Consider the following 21,930-nt stretch of genomic DNA (forward strand, 5'->3'; position numbering starts at 1 on the left):
CACGCTTTTTAAGGCTCACGAGCCGCTCATAATGCGACCTCTGAGCGACAAAAAGCACGAAGGAGAGTAAATTATATTACCCACCACATTTTCGGACTTATTAAGCGTGACAGGAAAGGAGGTCAAATGCTCATTGAATTTAAGGCAGGACAATTTCGGAAGGTCAGCCGCTTGGTCAGGCGGGAGTGCTGCAACTGTATGGACGGCAACTGTCTGTTGCTCGACGACGGAGAAACACACACCTGTGTGCAGCTGATTTCCAAGTATCACATTTTCTGCAACCATTTCAAGGACGCTGTGCTTCCTCTCGACAAGGAGCTGTATCGGGTGCTAATCTGCGACAACGATTACAAGCGCTGCCAGAGCTGCGGCTTACGCTTTTATTCCAAGGCTCGCAACAAACGCTACTGCGACAAGTGCGCCGAACGAATCAAGCGGCAGAAGGCAGCCGAACGAAAGCGCCGTCAACGTGAACGTGAACGTCAGAAGCAGCTCCTATATATAAATAACTAAATAGACAAATAAAAAAATAACTAACCGAAAAAGAAGAAGTTTATCTTAAACACCTACCTATATGGGCGGCAAAAACTTTTCTTTTCGAGAAGTAGAAAGGAGAACCAAATGAACGACAACGCAAAAGTATTCTCGCTCATTGAGATGAGAGAAATGATGATCGACACCTCGGACTATCAGATGATGGAAGAAGCAGGAGAGTTTACCGGAATACTTGAAATGAAAGCGCAGGACAAAGAAAATCTTCCGACGAGCGAAACCATAACGATATTCACGCCGGAAGAGATTAAAATATTTAAAGATGAAGCGTTTAGTACATTCTCAAACGGCAAGAGAAAATATCAGCAAGCCGCAGCATATATTCTTATGCTGAATACCGGTTTGAGAACAGGCGAGGTGCTCGGACTTCTCAACAGCGACATTGACCTTGACAATCGTGTAATGCACCTTAACAGAGGTGTAAAGGAAATCTCAAAGCGTGACGGTGTAACAGCAGAAAAAGGACGAGAAGTAAAAGTCGGCAAGCTCAAAAGTGCCACAAGCAAGCGGGATGTTCCGCTGAACGATACTGCAATCGAAATGATACTCGACCTGAGAAAAGAATTTTACTTCGGAGAGGACTCACCGCTGATACCCGATGAAAAAGGCAACTTCACCAGACCTGTCAACTTCCGCAAACGCTATTACAGAATCCTCAAAGCCACAGCCATAGAAACCAAAGGCTTACATTCACTCCGCCACACCTTCGCAACAAACCTCGTAAACGGCATAAAGCAACCTAACGGTTCAATAAAATCCCTCACACCAAGACAGGTTGCAGATTTGCTCGGTCACACCACATCAGAGATTACAGAGATGTATTATGTAAAAAGAGATTTAACAAAGCTTAATGGAATTACGGATGGGTTTGAATTATAAATGATTATATTTAAAATTCTTTTGTGCAATATATAAGCTAAAGGCAGAAAGAGTATAGCCATCATTAATTTTTTCAGAATTAATTAATGAAACTAATCCTTTAGTATTTGTAATTTTAATATTGTTGATACCCTCATAGTTATACATTAATTTTGGTTTTGTGATTTTGCAAAGACAAATATTTACTTTTTCACCACACAATCCGCTATCTGCAATTACCTTACCTATCACGGAGCATGATAAAGCATTAACTCCCAATTCCTCACGCAACTCCTTAATGGCATTTTCGTTAATAGAGAGATTGGGTTCTCCAAAACCTCGCGGGAAACAAAGCTGATAATCTCTCATAGAATGCCTAAATTGGTTTAGTAATACAAATTTACCCTGATATATAGGAATTATTACAACAGCATTGTCAGAATTTTGTTTAATTATTCTTTCGTAAGCAAAATAACTATTGCCATCACTTACTAAATCTTTAACCAATAAATGATATGTACTCTCATATAATAATCCAAGGTCACATTTGTTCTGATTTTCATATTTCATAAGAATGCTTTTGTTTGTGATTATTTTCAATTTTCCTTGAGTAAAAGACTGTGGTCGAGTATGTACTAAATTAAGATATTTATCTATTGTTGTTAGCGACATATACTTTTGGGACCTCCTTATCATAGTATTTGTGTTTTACAATATTGTTGCAATTTCTCATGTCAAACCTTTGTTTTTTATCAAAAAATAACTCAATTAAGTTTGAAACCTTCAAGAAATATCCAACAGCATCGCCAAAAATTATCGCAATAATATCAAGTATGATTCCCGAAATACTCACATAACCAGTAAATGTATCAAGTGTTACATCAATTACTTGTCCTGAAAAATAAAGTATTGACAATGTCAGCAGCCATACAATAAAGTAACGGGTTTTCCGTGCTGTTCTATATTCTTTAATGTTTTCTTGCCAAGAACTATTACTGTTGTTATTGAAATTCTCATTTTTGATAATACGAATTGCACTTTCCCAGTATTCTCTCTGAGTATCAGTAAATTCATACAATTCATCTTTTTGCTTAGATGAAAAATATTGATGATTGTTTAATTGATAGTTATTTAGTATTTGGTTATATCTTTTTAAAAAATACTTCTCTTTATCTTCTGTATCATCAATTGAAATAATAGTAGAAATACTGCTTTCAACAGCCAAGTTATAACAAGTATTTATTACTGCTTCAACCTCTTGTAGCCCCTTAATATTCTTATTGTGTTCTTTTATCCATTTAGAGCGTGATTGTTCTTGGTATGAGATTTTTTCCTTTAACGCAGATAATTCTTTATATACATCTAAATCTGTACTTTTCAAAACCGAACAAGCTATATCAACACATTCAGTAAATTTAGTAATTTTTTCAGTTTTTTCATCTATGTAACTAATATTGCCTAAACTTATCCTAACTAAAAATTCAGCGTAGTTTTTTAGCAGTAGGATATCGTTTTCGGAAATATCTATTTCATTCGACAAACTTTTAGAACCCAGTTCTTTACAAAGATAATTTAAGTCGTTATAGATAAGTGTTTCTTTTAATATCGTTAATATGATTATCTTTTGTTTATTATTTTCTATGTTTAGGCAGTTAATAGCAGAAAAAATAAAATCGTTATTTTCAGATAATTCTAAGGATTTGATTTGTTTGTCTATTTGTTGCATTATATATCTGACAGCAGATGAAATAATTATGTCTTTAGATTTATATTTTGATACTACAATTCTTCCACATTCAAAAAGATTTATCAAAACCTCTTTCATTACATTATCATTCAAAAATGATATAATGAAATTTGAGTCAGCCAGTTGGTTAAAGGATAGTACAACAATATCTCCATTTAAAACTATGTTTTCATATAATGTTTTATCTAAAGCATATTTAATTTCTTCTTGACTATTGCAAACAGAATCCAAATCGCTTAAATATACATATCTATTCAAATAAAAAGCCTCCATTAAAGTGTTAATATTGATGAATTTGAAAATACAATATAAAAGATTATTGATGCTATTTTGATGATGTAACAGACGGACTTGTTGGAATTTTTGAGACCGTTTGAGAAGTTTGAAACATAATTTGAGCATAAAAAGTGGTATTTTAGACCACACTCCACCTGATTATTTATATAAAAAACGGCTTAAACGCAGTGTTTAAGCCGTTTTTGCTTGGCAGGGGCAGAAGGACTTGAACCCTCGGCACGCGGTTTTGGAGACCGCTGCTCTACCAACTGAGCTATACCCCTATATTAATTTAACCGATGAAATTACGAAAGTCAGTTTTGCAAACTTACTTATAAATTTCAACGCAAGACATATTATATCACCGTTCAGTCGATTTGTCAACACATTTTTGTGAAACTTGACATTTTGAGCCGAGCGGTGATTTTTTCAATATTTGCAATACAAATGTTCAGACCAAATCACTCAGTTTCTCTGATTTCCTGCGGATTTTCGGGGAAGCCTTCAATTTGGAAACGGAGTCCGCAGGTGGGGCATTCAAGGTACGGCTTGCCGTTGTTGAGGTTGTCCTGAATAATCATCATTTCGCTTTCGCAGAATGGGCAGAGTTTATTATTTTCGCTGTTCATATTTTTACCTCCGAGTGGATTGTTTTCGATATAACTTAATTATACCTTTAAGCGGTAAAATGTCAACCGAGATATTAAAAATGTATAGGCAGCAGGGCTGGATTTTAACGGCTTTTGTGCAAATTCCGCTTTACAAATTGACGAAAAAAGACTAAACTATATCTATACTTCTGCGTTACAGAATATACAATCTCATTCAAGGTGATTATTATGAAAAAAGAAAATATGGCTATGCTGTGTGACTTCTACGAATTTACAATGTCAAACGGCTATTTTAAAAACGGTTTTTATAAAAAGAATGTCTATTTTGATGTGTTCTTCCGCAAAGTTCCCGACAACGGCGGTTTTGCGATTATGGCAGGTCTTGAACAGGCTATTGAATATATCAGGGAACTTCATTTTGAAGACGAGGATATTGAGTATCTCAAGAGCAAGGGCATTTTTGACGAGCAGTTTCTTGAGTATTTGAGAAATTTCAAATTCAGCGGTGATGTTTATGCAATTCCCGAGGGAACTCCGATTTTTCCGAACGAGCCTGTTATGACAATAAAAGCGCCTGCAATTGAAGCTCAGCTTGTTGAAACATTCCTACTCCTCACAATCAATCATCAGACTCTCATTGCGACAAAGGCTAACAGAATTGTCCGTGCCGCCCAGGGCAGAGCCGTACTTGAATTTGGTTCACGCCGTGCTCAGGGTGCAAATGCCGCAGTTGACGGTGCAAGAGCCGCATATATCGGCGGCTGCAAGGGTACAGCCTGCACACTTACAGACGAGCTTTACGGTGTTCCCGCCGGCGGTACAATGGCACATTCATGGGTTCAGATGTTCAACAGCGAGTATGACGCTTTTAAAACCTACTGCGAGATGTATCCCGATAATCCTACTCTCCTTGTTGATACATACAACACATTAAAGAGCGGTGTCCCGAATGCCATTAAGGTGTTCAAGGAGGTTCTTCTTCCGCAGGGCAAGACCAAGTGTGCAATCCGCCTTGATTCTGGCGATATTTCCTATCTTTCAAAGAAAGCAAGAAAAATGCTTGATGACGCAGGTCTTACAGAATGTACAATTACTGCGTCAAACGCTCTTGACGAGTACCTTATTCGTGACCTTATGATGCAGGGCGCTCAGGTTGACACATTCGGTGTCGGTGAAAGACTCATTACTTCATCAAGCTCGCCTGTATTCGGCGGTGTTTATAAGCTTGTTGCTGTTGAAAATGACGGCGGTGAAATTGTGCCGAAAATCAAGGTCAGCGAAAATACAACCAAGATTACAAATCCGCACTTCAAAAAGGTTTATCGCTACTTTGACAAGGACAGCGGCAAGGCTATTGCCGATGAGCTTTGCATTTATGATGAGGTTGTTGACGATTCAAAGCCGAGAACAATTTTCGATCCGAATGCAGTTTGGAAAACAAAAATGCTTGATAACTATACCGCAAAGGAGCTTCTTGTGCCAATCTTCAAGAACGGCAAGTGCGTGTATGAGTCACCGTCAATTGAGGAAATCGCAACCTATTGCCGTGAACAGATTGACCTTCTTTGGGACGAGGTTAAGCGTTTTGAAAATCCGCATAACTATTATGTTGACCTCTCAAAGAAGCTTTATGATATCAAGGCTCTTTTGCTCAACATCTATGAAAAGTGATTTTTGTAAATTGCAATGGCAAGTTGAAACATTTTTTGATTCATATATAATACAGAATGCCGAAACTTTCCCGATGGACGATGTGAACAGCGACGGTATTGTTTCAATTGTTGACGCACCCAATATTCAAAAGACTGTTGTTCCATAACAACATTTAAAGTCATTTTTCGTTTTTCAAGACCGAAGTGACGATCGCTTTGTTATATTTTAAAAAATTATACCCTTTCGGTAAATTCCGAAAGGGTGTTTTTATGCTTAAACTATAAAATTATATTTAATCAGCCGTCAATTTCTACGAGGGCGAAGCTTTGCGGTGACATTGTTACCTTGCCGTTTGCAAATTCAGCGTTGCCAAGGGAATATACTGTTTTGCCTGTATATTTTGCGTTCATTACTGCACTTTCACCGAGGGGGTTAAAGTACATAACGAGGTTGCCTCTCTTGTATGCAAAAGGAATTTTGCCTTCTTCATACATAAATTCAAGCTCACCGTTGCCTTTAAGGTCATCGTACTTGTGACGAAGTGCAATGATGTCTGTTACAACCTTGTAGATGCTGTCGTGATCGTCCTTCTGATTCTCAACAGTCGGAGCGTCGGCACTCTTATCAACTGCAAGATACGGCTCGTCACTTGTTGAGAAACCGAGGTTCTTACCGCTGTTCCACTGCATAGGAGTACGGGAGCCTGTTCTTGAATAACCGCCCTCCTTGCTTACGATGCCTTTCTGGTATCTCATGCCGATTTCATCACCGTAGTAGAGGAACGGAACACCCGGCATCGTGAAAATGAATGCATTCACAAGCTTGATAGCCTCTTTGTCAAGATATGCCGTAACTCTCGGCATATCGTGGTTGTTTGTCATAAAGCTGATGTAGCCGTTGTCCTTTGTCTTTTCATAGTTAGGGAGATATTCATCTGCAAATGCCTTAATATCGCCCTTGCCGTTAGGATTGAAAACAGCCTGATCGCCGAATTCACCGTAGCGGAAAAGTCTGCTGTAGCCGTTTCCGTAGTGGTCAAGATAAAAGTCCATGTGGAAACCTGCATTGTTGATTGCTCTTTCGGGATTGCACCACTCTGCAACCATTGCGGCATTCGGATATTCCCTGTCGAGCATATCACGCACCCCACGCCAGATTTTTGCCGTTGCAATTTTATCGTCATCGTTCTTAACAAGTGAGTCAGCCATGTCAACTCTGAAACCGTCAGCACCCTTGTCAAGCCAGAAACGCATAACATCCTTCATAGCCTCTGCTGTTGCAAGACAGTCGGGATGATCACACGGCAACTGCCATTCGGGATGTGTGATTTCGTGAAAACCGTAGTTAAGAGCAGGCTGTGAGCTGAAGTAGTTTACCATATAGTTGCCGTCACGCTCGCAAAGTCCGCACATCATACGGTACTGCGGCGGTGCGTCCCATACGCTCTTTGTAAAAATGTAACGGTTTGAATATTCGCTCTTTGCGGCTTTCTTGGCCTCTAAAAACCATTCGTGCTGGTCTGATGTGTGACCGGGAACGAGGTCAAGAAGAATCTTGATTCCCTTTTTGTGAGCCTCGTTGAAAAGACGAACAAGGTCATCATTTGTGCCGTAACGCTCTGCAACCTTCTTGTAGTTGCGAACATCATAGCCTGCATCCATAAAAGGTGAATCGTAAATCGGGTTGAGCCAGATTGCGTTGCAGCCGAGGCTTTTTACATAATCAAGCTTGCTGATGATACCCTCGATGTCACCGATTCCGTCACCGTTGGTATCACAGAAACTCTGCGGATAAATTTCATAGAAAACAGCGTCGTTAAGCCAGTTTGGCATAAAAAATCATTCCTTTCGCTTTTTATTTTCTGTGGCTGTATCTTACGGCAACATTGTAGCATTAAATTGTTATGTTGGCAACCTTTTTGTATTGCATACGCTATATTCGACAATTATGTGTGAAAAAACAGCCAAATTTTATTCCAGTAATATTTACTTGCAAAAATGCTCCGTCCATCATAATATGTAAACAGATGTATGTGTATCGGAATTTAGGGGAGGGAGTATTTTGACTGTTGACAAACTCGGTGATAATAAACTGCTGATTAAGCTTGATGAATCGGATATGGAGAATTTTGAGCTTGATTTCGGAAAAATGAGCCTTGAAAACGAGGATAATCAAAAGGTGATTATCGGACTTATGCGACTTGCCTGTTGTAGGGCGGGGCTTGACACAAACGGTAAAAATGTGAAAATAGAGGCCTTTTCGTTCGGCAATGAATGTTGTATCCTCGTTACGGCAAATCCGAAAAAACGAAAATACAGGCTGAAAAAGTCCGACAGCGGTCTGTGCTGGAAAATGGCGAATGCGTCTGATTTTCTGAATGCGGTAGAGGTTTTGTACCGCAGTAACATTTGTTGCAGAAAAAGCTCCGCATACGAAATGTCGGGAAATTATTACCTTGTGTTTGATTATTTTTCGTTGCCGAAGCATATGATACGGGTGTTGTCAGAATACGGTGAAAGACAAAAGCACCGCAATGCAGCGGCAAGGGTGCGTGAAAACGCAAACCTGTTGTGCCATACCGACGCAGTTGCGGTGATAGGAAAGTTTCTTGTGTAAATTGAAAATGGAAAATTGAAAGTTGAAAATTGTTTTGTTTGATTAAAAAACACCCTTTCGGAAATACTCCGAAAGGGTGTTAATCTATGCGTATGTTTAATCTTTTTTTACTTCAATTTCGCCGTGTTCTTCTTCAAAGGACTTAACCCTTTGCTTTATATACTGCTCAATTTCACGATTTGCGGAACGACCTTCATAGTCGGCAACATATCTGAATTTCTGAAAAAGCGTGCGGTTAACTCTCAGAGTGTATCGTAAAATATTATCATCCATAATCGGTACTCCTAAATGTTATTATGACACTATTTTAATGTAATTATTGCGTCAAAACGAAAATGGTGCTATTATGATGTCATAATGGTGTCATAATTTTAGGAGTGTGAAAAAATGAAAATTGCGATAGTAGGCTCAAGAAGTATTACAGTGAATAATTTAGGCGATTATTTACCTGGGAATACAACTGAAATAGTAAGCGGTGGTGCTATTGGTGTTGACAGAAGTGCGAGAAATTACGCTAAGACACATAATATTAAACTAAAAGAATTTTTACCCGAATACGAACGATACGGGTGGTCAGCACCTTTGAAAAGAAATTTGCAAATAATTGATTGTGCCGATGAAGTTATTGCATTTTGGGACGGTATGTCACACGGAACACGGTTTGTTATAGAGAATTGCAAAAGAAAAAATGTGCCGATTAAGGTTTATGCTTTGGCAAATAAGTAATGTTGCAAACGAACCGAAAATTTCATATATAAAAAACGGTCGGGCAACATAACTTTGCATTTTGCAAAGCAGCTGCCCGACCGAAATTTTTAATTTTAAATTTACAAAACTATCTTTGCTTGGAAAACGAAAATTCGATTCTGTCGTTATCATAATCAAGCACCATTGTAAGTACTCCGCTGTCATAGCTAAGCTTGTATGCCGTGCCGTTTACCGAGAGGTCAACGGAAGTTCCGTTGAAGGTGTATGTTGAATCGCATGAAATCCCTGCAAGAGTGACGGTGCAGTTGCTGCTGTCTTTAAATTCAAGCCCGAACTGATCCTCGTCAACTCCGAGTTCGCTGTATGAAATTGTTTCGCCGTTTGTCTTTGCTGTTGTCGGTACCCATTTGCCGATTATTTCGGTATTTTTGTTGCTTCCGCATCCGCAGAAAATTGATGCGAAAACCATCGCACACAGCACAAGGCACATAACCTTGACTTTCATATAATACACACCCTTGAAATTGTTTGTTCCTGTTCCCTTTTATGCAATATATTTTACCATTTAACTCTTTATTCGTCAAACTTTAAATGTGATAAATTTGAAATTATATGCTACATTTTATTTGCGAATAATTGACAAATCAGTACATAAATGAGATAATAAAAAGGTATATGAACTCGGTTTATCCGAACAATAAATCAAGAGGAGTAATGACTATGGCAAAGGAACTTGCTAAATCCTACAACCCGTCAGAGTTTGAGGACAGAATTTACGACTTCTGGCTGAAAGGTAACTACTTCCATGCAGAGGTTGACAAAGATAAAAAACCTTATACAATCGTAATGCCGCCGCCAAACATCACAGGTCAGCTGCATATGGGACACGCACTTGACGAAACACTTCAGGACATTCTTATCCGTTGGAGAAGAATGCAGGGCTACAGCGCACTTTGGCTTCCCGGTACAGACCATGCGTCAATCGCTACAGAGGCTAAAATCGTTGAGGCAATGCGTAAAGAGGGCATCACCAAAGAAGACCTCGGCAGAGAAGAATTTTTAAAGCGTGCATGGGAATGGAAAAAGGAATACGGCGGAAGAATCACAAGTCAGCTTAAAAAGCTCGGTTCAAGCTGTGACTGGGAGCGTGAGCGCTTCACAATGGACGAGGGCTGTTCAAAGGCTGTTAAAGAAGTTTTTGTTCGCCTTTATAATGACGGAAAAATCTACCGTGGCAACCGTATGGTAAACTGGTGTCCTCATTGCTGTACATCAATTTCGGATGCCGAGGTTGAATACAAGGAGCAGAACGGTCATTTCTGGCACCTGCTCTATCAGGTTAAGGAAACAGGCGAGTACCTTGAAATCGCAACAACCCGTCCCGAAACAATGCTCGGTGATACTGCTGTTGCCGTCAACAAGGACGATGAGCGTTACAAGCACCTCCACGGCTGTCATGTAATCCTTCCGCTCCTTAACAAGGAAATCCCGATTGTCTGTGATGAACACGCAGATATGGAAAAGGGAACAGGTGTTGTTAAAATTACTCCTGCACACGACCCTAACGACTTTGAAGTCGGTCAGCGCTGCAATCTTCCGATTGTCCGTTGCTTTACATATGACGGTCACCTTACAGGCGCAAAGGATGTTGAAGAATACAACGAGTTAAAGGCAAAGGGACAGCTTGCCGAAAATGAACCCGAGGTTCTCGACTGCGGAAAATATGCAGGCATGACAACAATGGAGGCAAGAGAGGCTATTGTTGCCGACCTTAAAGAAATCGGCGCTCTCAAAGAGGTTGAAGATCTTACTCACGATGTCGGCACTTGCTACCGTTGTCACACAACAATTGAGCCTATGGTTTCAAAGCAGTGGTTTGTAAAAATGGCTCCGCTTGCAAAGCCTGCAATTGATGTTGTCCGCAAGGGCGACACAAAATTCATCCCCGAAAGATTTGAAAAGGTTTACTTCCATTGGATGGAGAATATCAAGGATTGGTGTATTTCCCGTCAGCTTTGGTGGGGACACAGAATCCCTGCATGGTACTGCGATGACTGCGGCGAAGTTATGGTTGCAAAAGACGCACCCGAAAAGTGCTGTAAGTGCGGCAGTACACACATTCATCAGGACGAGGACACTCTCGACACATGGTTCAGTTCGGCACTTTGGCCGTTCTCAACACTCGGCTGGCCCGACAAAACTCCCGAACTTGAGTATTTCTATCCCACAAGCACTCTTGTAACAGGTTATGATATCATCTTCTTCTGGGTTGCAAGAATGATTTTCTCGGCTTGTGAAAATATGGGTTCTGCTCCGTTCAAGACCGTATTTATGCACGGTATTGTAAGAGATGAAAACGGCATAAAGATGTCAAAATCTCTCGGCAACGGTATCGACCCGCTTGAAGTTATTGACAAATACGGTGCAGACGCACTCCGTTTCTTCCTTGCAACAGGCAACACACCCGGTAACGATATGCGTTATTCCGACAAGCGTGTTGAGGCTTGCGCTAACTTTGCAAACAAGCTCTGGAACGCATCCCGTTATGTTCACATGAACATTGACGACCACGATGTTAAGAATGAACTTCCGAAAACTCTCACAACAGAGGACAAGTGGATTGTTTCAACTCTCAACACAGTTGCAAAAGAAGTAAACGAAAATCTTGAGAAGTTTGAACTCGGCATTGCAGTTCAGAAGATTTATGAATTCATCTGGGACTGCTACTGCGATTGGTACATTGAGCTTGTTAAGACAAGACTTTCAAGTGACGGTGAGGACGCTCAGAATGCAAGACAGGTACTCCTTTATGTGCTTGATCAAATTCTCAGACTTCTCCACCCGTTTATGCCGTACATCACAGAAGAAATCTGGCAGACAATTCCTCACGAGGGCGAAACGGTAATGCTCGCAAAGTATCCCGAATACAACGCAGAGCTTAATTATCCCGAGGCATCGGATGAAATGGAAAAAATTATGTCTGCAATCCGTGCAATCCGTAACCGCCGTGCAGAGATGAATGTTCCGCCGTCAAGAAAAGCAAAGGTTTATGTTGCAACAAAGTTTGCCGACACATTCAGGGACGGTACACAGTTCATTCAGAAGCTTGCATCTGCAAGCGAGGTTGAAGTTGCAGAAAGCTTTGAAATTGAGGGTGCTGTAAATATTGTAACATCAGATGCAAAGATTTACATTCCTATGGACGAACTCGTTGACAGGGAAAAGGAACTTGCAAGACTCAACAAGGAACTTGAACAGGTTAAAAAGCGTCTTGCACAGAGCGAGGGTAAACTCAACAATCAGGGCTTTGTTGCAAAAGCTCCCGAGGCTGTAATAGAAAAGGTTAAGGGACAGGCCGCAAAGGAAAGGGAACAGATTGCTCTTATCGAGGCCGCAATCGCCGCACTCAAATAATTCGGCAATCCGATAAAACAGAATAAAGTTATAATCAAAGGCTGAAAGAGCATAGTTGTTCTTTCAGCCTTTTTATGTTTGTGCAGATAGTCTTATTAGGGAGAGAGTGAGCTTTTTAAATTGAAAGTTGAAAATTGAAAATGGAAAATTATAGTCGGGAAGACAGTTTGCAAAATGCAACGCATTGTTTCCCGACTGTTTTTGTATATGGAAGTTGTTGTTTATTTGTATGGAAAAACAGATTTTGTAAATACCCTACGGGATTGTGCGAACGGTTGCAATGTTACGCTCGGGCATAATATGTTTTTTCAATAATAATTAAGGGTTGCTTAATACACCTTTGTGTATAGGGTGAAGGAATCCGCTCCCGATTGTTAAAATTATTGTAAAAACAGTCGAATTCCCTTTACTTTTGTTGATAATTATGTTAGTATGTAATAAAAGTTGAGGGAAATGTTTATGGCAAAGAGAATTGACGAAATCAGACAAAAGGTTGAAACCGAAGGCGAGGTTTTCGTCTCGGATTTAAGCAGAATATATAATGTAACCGAAGAAACTATCAGGCGTGATCTTGAAAAGCTGAAGAATGACGGTATCATTACCAGAACTTTCGGCGGAGCTGTTCTTAATACAACTTCTCAGAATGACAGAGTGCATTTCTTTAAACGCAAGGGAATTAACCTTGAGGGCAAAAAGAAAATTGCTAAGCTGCTTGTTGATAAATTTATCGGTGTGAACACGATGATGATTGATAACAGCACAACTGTTCTTGAGGCTGTTAAGCTTTTTAAGGACAATGAAAATCTTACCGCAATTACCTTTTCTGCACAGATTTTTCAGGAACTCGACACTTGTAAAATGAAGCTGGTTTCAACCGGCGGACTTTATGATGAAAAAAACCGTTCTTTCTACGGAAAACCTGCAAAAGAGGCTATGAAAAAGTACAATGTTGACCTTGTTCTCCTCGGATGCAAAGGGCTTGATATGGAAAGAGGCATAACTGATTCTTCCGAAGGTGAGGCTGATTTGAAGTCTGAGATGGCAAGCCGTGCCGAGTGTGTGGTATTACTTGCAGACCATTCAAAATTCAACCATACTGCATTCGTTAATTTTTTGGATTGGGATAGGATTGATTATCTGATTACAGACGAAAAGCCGTCACATGAATGGCTTGAGTTTTGTGAGCAGATGAAAATAAAACTTATGTACTGATTTACCTTGTCCGGTACATAGTTTGAGCCAGTGCTTTTTATAATTTTACCCATTAAAGCTCCTGTTCTTTTTAATCAAAAACGGCAGGAGCTTTTGTATTGTCAAAACTTTAGCAGATTTAACAGTTTTGAGAATGCATTGAAAATATTTTTATCATCATTGGATAGTATCGTTAAATCTGAGTTGAATTTTCAAAAAAACCTAAAAACAACTGATTTCAGTAAGATAACTTTCGGAAACCCCTTGTAAAACCGAACCGCCCTCAGACAGTATATGTACTGCCGAGGGCGGTTCGGTTTTGTACGGCGGCACGCCGTATCACAAATAAAAAAGTCGGGAACAGAAATTTTGCATTGAAAATCTGCTGCCCGACTTTAATTTTTAATTTGTAACTATTTTCTGCCGAGAATATAATCTGTGGAAACTTTGTACAAATCAGCCAGTTTAATTAAATGCTCAACAGGAATTGACTGAAATCCTCTTTCGTAGCGTGAATAGACCGTCTGCTGAATTCCTAAATATTCGGCAACTTCACTTTGTTTCATATCATGATCTTCTCGCAAATCACGCAGTCTTTTAAAATACATATTATCACCCTGCATAGTATCTATCGGTACTATTGACTTTATCATAAATGGGTGATATAATGATTTTATAGTACTTAAAAGTACTAAAGCATTTAACTTAAAAGCACGCCGCAGTTTTTCTCACTTGAAACTGCGGCGTGCTTGAATTTTAGGTTATAAAATTCTCAACATAATTTAATTCACGAAAATATCTTTTCTTCTGTCAAAATAAACCTTGTTGACAATTGCCATAACAATCGGTATAACGCACTGACCGACTGTTGACGCATCGAATGCCATGTAATCTGTTGTGCATGAAATTAAAATGGCATAAATAATCGCAATGGCAATATTAAGACCGTAAAGTGCAACAACCATTTTCGGACCGTTCTTTTTCAATCCTGAAAGCTGAAAACGGGTTACGATCATAAAAACGGCAAGTACAAGAAGCAATATGCCATACACGATGTCAACCGCTTTTACACCCGGATAAAGTGAATATACGGTAAGCGGATCAATTTGCTCGGTTTCGTAAATACTGCCTGTCATGTACAAAACAGCATAGCATACATTAAAGAACGCACCTGCAAAAAGTGCAAAGTAAATCAGAAATTTGTACCAACCCATCTGATGTCCGTTGAATTTATCGGGATACTGTGGGTACTGCTGATACGGTTGATTGTACATCGGTTGCCGATACTGATTCGGTTGCTGATATTGATTGTAATTTGGCTGTTGATATTGCTGATTAGGTTGCTGATAATTAGCCTGCTGATTGTTAAAATCAGGCTGAGTGTTTTGCTGTTGATTGTTTATGAGCGGTGTACCGCATGACTGACAGAATTTTGTGCCGTCAGGACATTGATTTCCGCAATTCGGACAAAACATAGAATCCCTCTCTCAAGTAAAATCAGAGATTAAATCTCCGAAAGAATTTTACCATAAATAATTACAATAATCAACAAAATTCTCAAAATGTACATTAGACAACCCTCCGAAATCATCGGAAGGGTAAATCTTTTATGATTTTATTTGTTTAAGCCCGATTTTCTTTTGTCAAGATAATCCTGAAGAATTATTGTGGCGGCAACCTCGTCAACGACATTTTTACGCTTTTTCCCTCTTGTATTTGTGGTGTTGAGAAAATTGTGAGCCGTTATTGTTGTTCCACGCTCATCCTGCATAACGCATTCAATGCCTGTTTCATTGCTCAGATTTTCGGCAAACGCTCTGGCATTCTGTGCGCTTTCGCCCTCACTGCCATCCATATTTTTCGGAAGTCCCACAACAATAAGCTCGGCTTTTGTTTCTTTGGCTGCATTTGACACCTTTTCAAGCAACTGTTTCGGTGACTTTTCAAAAATAACCGTATATGGCGACGCTAAAAACTCGGTTTTGTCGCATACGGCAATGCCTGTGCGTGCTTTTCCGAGGTCAACTGACATTATAATCATTTTGTTTGTCCTTTCGCTTTGGTTTACTCCATTATAATGCAAAATCGGAATTTTAACAACGGCTTTTTTTAATGTTGAACAATCTTTTGCGTAATTACTTTATTAAGTTTTTTCAAAGCTTTGTTTCTACAAAAGAATATAAAAATTCTCATTCACAAAAAGACAAAACTGTCATCCGTAATATTCTATAATGAAAATACAAAAAGAAGTAAATCATTAAAGGATGTTGATTTTTATGGAAGCAAAAACGACTTTGGCTCGCAGACAGCCCGCTGTTCAGGGCGATTTTATGCGGAAAATGCTCACAAACGCAGGTTGTCTGCTCTGCGGAATTTTGGTGTCACGGGGAGCGGTTCTCGGAAGCCTTGCACCGTTCGGGGCGTCATTTGCGGCGGCAGTTCCGAGAAAGTATCTTTTGTCATCACTCTTAGGTACGGCATTCGGCTATGTCCTGCTAAAACCTTCGGACAGCTTTCGTTACCTTGCCGTTGTGGCGGCAATAGGAGGTCTGCGGTGGCTGCTCGGTGATCTTGACAAGGTTACAAAAAGCAAGGTTTTTGCTCCGCTTGTGGCATTTGTTCCGATTTTTGCAACGGGTGTTTCGTTGCTTTTCGTAAGCACAAGCACTCTTACAACCTTTGCCGATTGCGTAACCGAGGCGGTAATTGCAGGTGCGGCGGCATATTTTATCAGCACAGCACTGCACCTTGCAGGCGACAACAGAAGTTTTGAAGTTTTTTCGCAACAGGAAACCGCAAGCGTGGTTATGTCGGGGTGTATCCTGATTCTGGCTTTCGGCAGTATTGCGTGGCAGAATATATCGCTCGGCAGAATTATTGCAATGCTCGTCATTTTGCTCTGTTCACGCTACGGCTCGGTTACAGGCGGTGCAATCAGCGGAATTTCAACAGGGGCGATTTTCAGCATTGCATCAAGAGAGAACGGCTACATCTGCGGCGGTTTTGCATTCGGAGGACTTATGGCGGGGCTTTTTTCACAGCTCGGAAAATTGGGTTGTGCGATTGCCTTTGTAATCTCAAACGGCGTGATGTGCCTTGCGTTCGGTTCGCAGTTCGGAACACCGTCGGGTGTGCTTGTTGAAAGCCTTGCCGCAAGTGCGGTGTTTATGGTACTTCCGAAAGAGGTCGGCAATGTGATTTCGCCCGTGTTTTCAAGCGACAAAAATACATCGCTCGGAGAGGCTCTGCGAAAAAATATTGTTATGCGACTCGACTTTGCCTCAAAGGCGGTCGGCAATGTGAAAAACGATGTTTCAAAGGTATCCGAAAAAATGAAAAAGCTCTATTCACCGACATTTGAAGCCGTTTGTGAGGGTACAAGAAATGAAGTCTGCGAAACCTGCGGACTGAAAATGTACTGCTATGAACACAAGGGCGGTGTTACCCGTGACGATTTTGCAAGGCTTGAAGAGTATCTTGAATCGAACGGCACAATAGGCGAAAGAGATGTTGAAAAATCTTTCGTAAAAAACTGCTGTAAAAAAGGCGAAATTGCCCGTTCAATGAACGCAAACTACCGTGAATATCAGTCGGCGCTTGAGGCACAACAAAGGATTACCGATGTGCGGAGCGTTGTTGCAGGGCAGTTTTCCGGAATCGGAGATATTCTCCACGATTTGGCTGATGAATTTCGCAACACAATGCGGTGCGATAACGAATCTGCACAACGGATAATCAGCGCCCTCACAAGCCTCGGTGCAATTGTTGAGGAGTGCATCTGCCTTGTGTCAAACGGCGGAAGAATGAGCGTGGAACTTACGCTCTCGAATAAGTCCGAAAAGCTTTCTAAGGGCGAGGTTATGCGTGAGATTTCACGCTGTTGCGGAAGAAGATTTGACCTTCCGACAATCAGCCGTGAGGGCAACAGAATCCGTATTGCAATGTGCGAAATGCCCGTGTTTGATGTTGAAATCGGAAGCGACCAGCACACCGCCGACAACGGTAAGCTCTGCGGTGACTGCATAAATTATTTCAATGACGGTTTCGGCAAAACATATGCCCTCGTGTGTGACGGTATGGGTACGGGCGGAAGAGCCGCCGTTGACGGCAATATGGCGACGTCTGTTATGACAAGACTGCTCAGGGCGGGACTTTCAGCCGACAGCTGTTTGCAGATTGTGAACTCCGCCCTCATGGTGAAAAGTGAGGACGAATCGCTTTCAACGGTTGATGTCACAAGTGTTGACCTCTACACCGGCAAAACCACTTTTAAAAAAGCAGGCGCACCCGTAACATTTGTAAAGAAAAACGGCAGGGTAACGGTTCGTGAAATGCCGTCGCTCCCTGCAGGAATTCTAAACGGTATAAAATTTTCAACCGACACGGTAAATCTGACAACGGGGGATATGATTGTTATGGTATCAGACGGTGTAATTACGGGCGATGACAAATGGCTCGAAAAGCTTATTCGCACATGGAACGAGGGCAGTACGCAGGACCTTGCAAAGGCTGTTGTTGATGAGGCGGTAAAACGCCGTAAAGCCGAGCGTGAGGACGATGTCACCGCCGTAGCAATCAGAATTACGGATAACGGACGCTGATTTAAATTGAAAGTTCAAAACTGAAAACGGAAAATTGTTTTTCTGCTTATTTAAGGTTATGTATAATCTGTATGGGCATTCATCAGATACCCACAGATAATATAAGAGAATATTTTTAATTTGAAATTATATAAATATCGCAAAGTTGCTGTTATATTGTACAGACAAATGCCGTGTTACGGTCGGGAACAATTAAATTTTTTGATTCGATGAAAACTATGTGTTTATTTTGAACGCATAGCGTCCAATCGTGTGGCGGGCGCACACGGCGGGCGAACACGGTTCGCTCCTACAAAACAATTCAGGCTGCGAAGAACGAAGCTTTAAACTTCATTTCTTCACAGCCCTTTTTGCTAAAATATTTTGTTTAGTTCAGATAAACTTATCCCTTTGTGTATGATCCGACCAGCTTAAATCCGCTTGCAGGCTTTCCGTCGGAGCTGATAAGATTCTTGCTGTCGCTTGCTCTGGACGCAATTTCCCATTTGAATTTAGGTGTAGATGAGCCGCCTCCCTTTACAACATAGGTTACGGTCATAAATTTTCCGCCCTTTGTGTAGTCGTATCCATCGCTGATGTTTGAACCGCAGATTTTGATTTCACCGTTAAGGTTTTTGTTGAGCATAGCGCCGTTCTTTGCCGGCTCTGACATTTTTGCAGACAAACAGCTGAGCTTTGATGAATCATAGCTGATTGTAGCCTGATAGTTTTCAAGAACAGCCGGTGTTGTCAGCTTATAGGTGCATACAACTGTATCGCCTATATTATATTTTTTGCCGTGTACAGTAAGTGTTTTGCTCTCGGGTTTTGATGAATCCGACTTGGACGAATCTGATTTTGACGATGAACTGCCATTGTTGTTTGTTTTGTTTCCATCTGTTTTTGATGAATTGCTGTTATTTGTTTTGCCGTAATCCGTTTTTGATGAACTGTTGTTTGTCTTACTGCCTTCGGACTTTTCTGTTTTTGATGCGGCTTGATTATTTGAACCCTTATTATGAGAATTGTTTACACTGTTGATATTATTGTTGCCGCCGTTATTTCCGTTGTTATTTTTTTCGTTGCTGTTTCCATTATTATTATTTACAGAGGACTCTGATTTTTCGGAAGAATTGCCGTTGCTGACAGTTTTATCATTGTTGACAGGGACATTCTTCGTTTCTTCAACATATTCTGTGTGTCCCTGCGCGTCGGTTACAACTTCTGTATATGTTTCAATTTTGGTTTCAATCTGAGTGTCTATTTTTGTTTCGTGAACAATTTTGGTCGTTTTCTGTTCATCGGAATTTTCACCGCAGCCGCTCATAACACTTGCCGCCATTGTTGAAAAAGCTACGAGTGATGCGAGTGCTGCAATAAGACAATAGTTTTTCTTTTTGCTGTTACGCATTGTGCCACTTCCTTATGTTATAAAAATTCGGTTTGTAACCCTATCGTTACCATAATATTATATCAAAAAAAATACTGAAAATAAAGAAAATTCGCAAAATAATGCTTTTACATATTGAAAAATAACTTGCTTTAATTTTATGCAAATGCTACAATAATTTTGACAGATGTGATTAATAAGTGAACTTTTTGTGAATACATTGAGAAGTTCGTTGTCAATATATTTTTTAGGAGTGATTAAAGTGAAAACAACAAAGAAAGCGATTTCAATTGTGCTTGCAGGCTTGATTACAGCCGGCAGTATGTCTGCGTTATCTGTTTCTGCTGTTGAAGAAACTTCGCCTACGCTGTCGTTCAAAACTCAGAATGCACTTTACGCCCATGCTGTAAGCGGCTCTGCCGACTCTGATGCGTGGGTTGCCTGGCAGTGTGAGCATAACGAGTATATGAACGAAATTAACGCAAATCAAAAGTATTTTTTTCTTCCGAGCAGTGTTTCATCAACAAGCGTTGAGATTTATAATGCTTATTCAAACAATGTTACAGTCAATAATGTTACTATTCCCTCAGGCGAGTCAAGGGAGGTTTCCTACACAATTGACAAATCAACCAGTGTAAGTGCAGGCGGCAAGACCTATTCTCTTACATTCTTAAAGTCATCTGCCGAGTCTGCAATTTATGTAAATAACAGCAATGCCGACGGCAACGGCTCTGAGCTTATCTCTTATCTCAGTGAGGACAAGAGCAACTCTGCTTCTGCAACAGGCGCTATTGTTGACAGGAACGGCAAGATTGATAATACCTCAATCAAAAAAATTAAGGGCAGGGGCAATTCAACATGGGTCAAGGCTAAGAAGCCCTTTAACATTACATATTCCGATAAGGTTTCAATCGGCGGTATGGCAAAGAGCAAGAAGTTCTCTCTCCTTGCAAATTATCAGGACGATTCACTTACAAGAAACCGTTTTCTTTATGACCTTGCAGATGCAGTAGGAACTCCATATGCTTCGGATTCAAGATATGTTGATTTCTACTCAGACGGTTATTACTGGGGTTCATATCAGATGACCGAAAAGATTGAGGTCGGCAAAAATGCCCTTATCAACGATATTGACGATACTGCATACCTTGACGCTGATGGAAATGTAAACAAGGATTTTCCGTTCCTTTGTGAAGTTGATTCAAACGCGGTGGACGGTGAAGATTACTATGTAAAATGTAACGATGGAATCAAGGTTACAATCAAGGCTCCGGAGCTTTCAGAGGGTGACAAGGGCTATGATGAGGTTAAGAACTATGTCCGTGAAAAGTATAACGCTTTCCACAATGCCGCAAAAAACACCGCTTCCGACCTTTCACAGTATGCAGATGTCGATTCCTGCGCAAAGCTGTGGCTCATAAATGAGCTTGGCAAGAACTGGGATTCAGGTGTTTCAAGCGTTTACTTTGTTTATAAGCAGGATTCTGACGGTAACTATAAGTTCTTCGGCTCACCTGTATGGGACTACGATAATTCGCTCGGTAATGCTACAGGCAGTGCTTGGGATCTTAAAAACTTCGGTGTTAAGGATTACACACAGTATTCAGGCTGGTGGTGCAGATTCAAGGACAGACAAAAACGCACTCAGAGCAGCACCAACATTATTAACAACATTTCAAGAAACACTCAGGTTAATAAGGCGGCAGTTAATATCTGGTTTGAGAAGTTTGTTCCGGCAATCAACTACTTTGCAGGCAAAACTCAGAACTATTCGGGTTCAAATGAGTTTTATTCAAAAGCACAGTATTACGACCTTCTCAAGGACAGTGCAGAGATGAACTACAAGAGTGGCTGGTATATCAAAACGAGCAGCTGGATTAGTGACCACACTTCAATGAACAAAGCTGATTTTGATATAAAAACAGGCACATATACGGTAAGCAATACAAAGACAAGCTACAATCAGAACAGCTTTACGGATATGTACAACTATGCGGCTGATTGGATGACAAGCCGTGCGGCTTGGATCAGCAACGAATGGTTCAGCGAATACACTCCGTCTGAGATAAAGGGCGATGTTGACGGTGACGGCACTGTAACGGTAATGGATGCAACACTCGTTCAGAAGTATATTGTTAATGCGGCAACACTTACGGCAGATCAAATTGTGCTTGCCGATATCAATGGTGACGGAATGGTTACGGTGCTTGATGCAACATGTATTCAGAAGTTGGCTATAGGCGCTTTATAATTACAAATTCACACAAAAATCGGACAGGAAACTGCCCGATTTTTTGTTTTTGTTTTAATATTTTTTGTACAAGGCACAGAATG

20 protein-coding genes and 1 tRNA gene are annotated in these 21,930 nt (G+C 40.5%); 10 read left to right on the forward strand and 11 right to left on the reverse strand.

The genetic code is table 11. The annotated features are described in order from the left end of the window. Positions 1–126 precede the first annotated feature (126 nt). Both RBATCC27255_RS09215 and RBATCC27255_RS09220 read left to right on the forward strand, forming a co-directional pair. Entirely contained in the window at positions 127–513 is a 387-nt protein-coding gene (locus tag RBATCC27255_RS09215; RefSeq protein WP_101029722.1) for a cysteine-rich VLP domain-containing protein, read from the forward strand. A 108-nt stretch (positions 514–621) separates the two neighbouring features. Beyond that, a complete protein-coding gene (locus RBATCC27255_RS09220; RefSeq protein WP_101029723.1) occupies positions 622–1,431 on the forward strand; it encodes a tyrosine-type recombinase/integrase in 810 nt (269 codons plus the stop codon). Here RBATCC27255_RS09220 and RBATCC27255_RS09225 read toward each other — a convergent pair. From RBATCC27255_RS09225 to RBATCC27255_RS10515, 4 genes are all read right to left on the reverse strand, one after another. Beyond that, complete coding sequence (locus RBATCC27255_RS09225; RefSeq protein WP_101029724.1) at positions 1,426–2,082, reverse strand: NUDIX hydrolase; 657 nt, start codon at positions 2,080–2,082, stop codon at positions 1,426–1,428. The genes RBATCC27255_RS09220 and RBATCC27255_RS09225 overlap by 6 nt on opposite strands. Further along, on the reverse strand, positions 2,060–3,415 hold the full coding sequence (locus RBATCC27255_RS09230; RefSeq protein ID WP_147640004.1) for a hypothetical protein: 1,356 nt from the start codon (positions 3,413–3,415) through the stop codon (positions 2,060–2,062). The genes RBATCC27255_RS09225 and RBATCC27255_RS09230 overlap by 23 nt, the downstream gene beginning before the upstream one ends. 226 nt (positions 3,416–3,641) lie before the next feature. Further along, positions 3,642–3,717: transfer RNA gene (locus RBATCC27255_RS09235), tRNA-Trp, on the reverse strand. A gap of 177 nt (positions 3,718–3,894) precedes the next feature. After that, positions 3,895–4,062 (reverse strand): hypothetical protein, encoded by a 168-nt coding sequence (locus RBATCC27255_RS10515; protein WP_015523284.1) that lies wholly within the window; start codon positions 4,060–4,062, stop codon positions 3,895–3,897. Between the two features lie 210 nt (positions 4,063–4,272). Between RBATCC27255_RS10515 and RBATCC27255_RS09240 the strand changes: the two genes are divergently transcribed. Further along, on the forward strand, positions 4,273–5,715 hold the full coding sequence (locus RBATCC27255_RS09240; protein WP_015523285.1) for a nicotinate phosphoribosyltransferase: 1,443 nt from the start codon (positions 4,273–4,275) through the stop codon (positions 5,713–5,715). Continuing rightward, positions 5,705–5,863 carry a hypothetical protein gene (locus RBATCC27255_RS10520; RefSeq protein WP_169923318.1) on the forward strand — a complete coding sequence of 53 codons (159 nt, stop codon included), beginning with the start codon at positions 5,705–5,707 and terminating at the stop codon, positions 5,861–5,863. Before RBATCC27255_RS09240 ends, RBATCC27255_RS10520 begins: the two co-directional genes overlap by 11 nt. 130 nt (positions 5,864–5,993) lie before the next feature. Here the strand turns inward: RBATCC27255_RS10520 and RBATCC27255_RS09245 are convergent, their stop codons facing one another. After that, complete coding sequence (locus tag RBATCC27255_RS09245) at positions 5,994–7,529, reverse strand: alpha-amylase family glycosyl hydrolase (protein WP_101029726.1); 1,536 nt, start codon at positions 7,527–7,529, stop codon at positions 5,994–5,996. A gap of 229 nt (positions 7,530–7,758) precedes the next feature. Between RBATCC27255_RS09245 and RBATCC27255_RS09250 the strand changes: the two genes are divergently transcribed. After that, positions 7,759–8,313 carry an adaptor protein MecA gene (locus RBATCC27255_RS09250; RefSeq protein ID WP_101029727.1) on the forward strand — a complete coding sequence of 185 codons (555 nt, stop codon included), beginning with the start codon at positions 7,759–7,761 and terminating at the stop codon, positions 8,311–8,313. Positions 8,314–8,409: 96 nt separating this feature from the next. Here the strand turns inward: RBATCC27255_RS09250 and RBATCC27255_RS09255 are convergent, their stop codons facing one another. Continuing rightward, positions 8,410–8,586, reverse strand: a complete 177-nt coding sequence (locus RBATCC27255_RS09255) for a hypothetical protein (protein WP_015523241.1) — start codon at positions 8,584–8,586, stop codon at positions 8,410–8,412. 114 nt (positions 8,587–8,700) lie between these two features. Between RBATCC27255_RS09255 and RBATCC27255_RS09260 the strand changes: the two genes are divergently transcribed. After that, positions 8,701–9,039 (forward strand): hypothetical protein, encoded by a 339-nt coding sequence (locus tag RBATCC27255_RS09260; protein WP_101029728.1) that lies wholly within the window; start codon positions 8,701–8,703, stop codon positions 9,037–9,039. A 109-nt stretch (positions 9,040–9,148) separates the two neighbouring features. On the opposite strand, the gene RBATCC27255_RS09265 is transcribed toward RBATCC27255_RS09260, so the two are convergent. Next, complete coding sequence (locus RBATCC27255_RS09265) at positions 9,149–9,526, reverse strand: hypothetical protein (RefSeq protein WP_101029729.1); 378 nt, start codon at positions 9,524–9,526, stop codon at positions 9,149–9,151. A 215-nt stretch (positions 9,527–9,741) separates the two neighbouring features. Here RBATCC27255_RS09265 and RBATCC27255_RS09270 point away from each other — a divergent pair, with 215 nt between their 5' ends. Beyond that, on the forward strand, positions 9,742–12,435 hold the full coding sequence (locus tag RBATCC27255_RS09270; protein ID WP_101029730.1) for a valine--tRNA ligase: 2,694 nt from the start codon (positions 9,742–9,744) through the stop codon (positions 12,433–12,435). A 459-nt stretch (positions 12,436–12,894) separates the two neighbouring features. After that, the gene (locus RBATCC27255_RS09275; protein ID WP_101029731.1) at positions 12,895–13,647 is read left to right on the forward strand and encodes a DeoR/GlpR family DNA-binding transcription regulator; all 753 of its coding nucleotides are present in this window, start codon (positions 12,895–12,897) and stop codon (positions 13,645–13,647) included. Positions 13,648–14,039: 392 nt separating this feature from the next. Here RBATCC27255_RS09275 and RBATCC27255_RS09280 read toward each other — a convergent pair whose 3' ends face one another. From RBATCC27255_RS09280 to ruvX, 3 genes are all read right to left on the reverse strand, one after another. Then, on the reverse strand, positions 14,040–14,279 hold the full coding sequence (locus RBATCC27255_RS09280; RefSeq protein ID WP_313709807.1) for a helix-turn-helix domain-containing protein: 240 nt from the start codon (positions 14,277–14,279) through the stop codon (positions 14,040–14,042). A 129-nt stretch (positions 14,280–14,408) separates the two neighbouring features. Further along, positions 14,409–15,101, reverse strand: coding sequence for a zinc-ribbon domain-containing protein (locus RBATCC27255_RS09285; RefSeq protein ID WP_101029732.1), 693 nt, complete (start codon positions 15,099–15,101; stop codon positions 14,409–14,411). Between the two features lie 140 nt (positions 15,102–15,241). Then, positions 15,242–15,667: a Holliday junction resolvase RuvX gene (ruvX, locus tag RBATCC27255_RS09290; protein WP_101029733.1), complete on the reverse strand. Its 426-nt coding sequence runs from the start codon at positions 15,665–15,667 to the stop codon at positions 15,242–15,244. 235 nt (positions 15,668–15,902) lie between these two features. On the opposite strand from ruvX, the gene RBATCC27255_RS09295 reads away from it, so the two are divergent. Then, positions 15,903–18,227, forward strand: a complete 2,325-nt coding sequence (locus RBATCC27255_RS09295) for a SpoIIE family protein phosphatase (RefSeq protein WP_169923319.1) — start codon at positions 15,903–15,905, stop codon at positions 18,225–18,227. A 382-nt stretch (positions 18,228–18,609) separates the two neighbouring features. Here RBATCC27255_RS09295 and RBATCC27255_RS09300 read toward each other — a convergent pair whose 3' ends face one another. Beyond that, on the reverse strand, positions 18,610–19,617 hold the full coding sequence (locus RBATCC27255_RS09300; RefSeq protein ID WP_101029735.1) for a cohesin domain-containing protein: 1,008 nt from the start codon (positions 19,615–19,617) through the stop codon (positions 18,610–18,612). A 241-nt stretch (positions 19,618–19,858) separates the two neighbouring features. Between RBATCC27255_RS09300 and RBATCC27255_RS09305 the strand changes: the two genes are divergently transcribed. Beyond that, on the forward strand, positions 19,859–21,847 hold the full coding sequence (locus tag RBATCC27255_RS09305) for a CotH kinase family protein (RefSeq protein WP_101029736.1): 1,989 nt from the start codon (positions 19,859–19,861) through the stop codon (positions 21,845–21,847). The last annotated feature ends 83 nt before the right edge of the window (positions 21,848–21,930 follow it).

The sequence above is a fragment of the Ruminococcus bromii genome (assembly GCF_002834225.1).
Lineage (GTDB): Bacteria > Bacillota > Clostridia > Oscillospirales > Acutalibacteraceae > Ruminococcoides > Ruminococcoides bromii.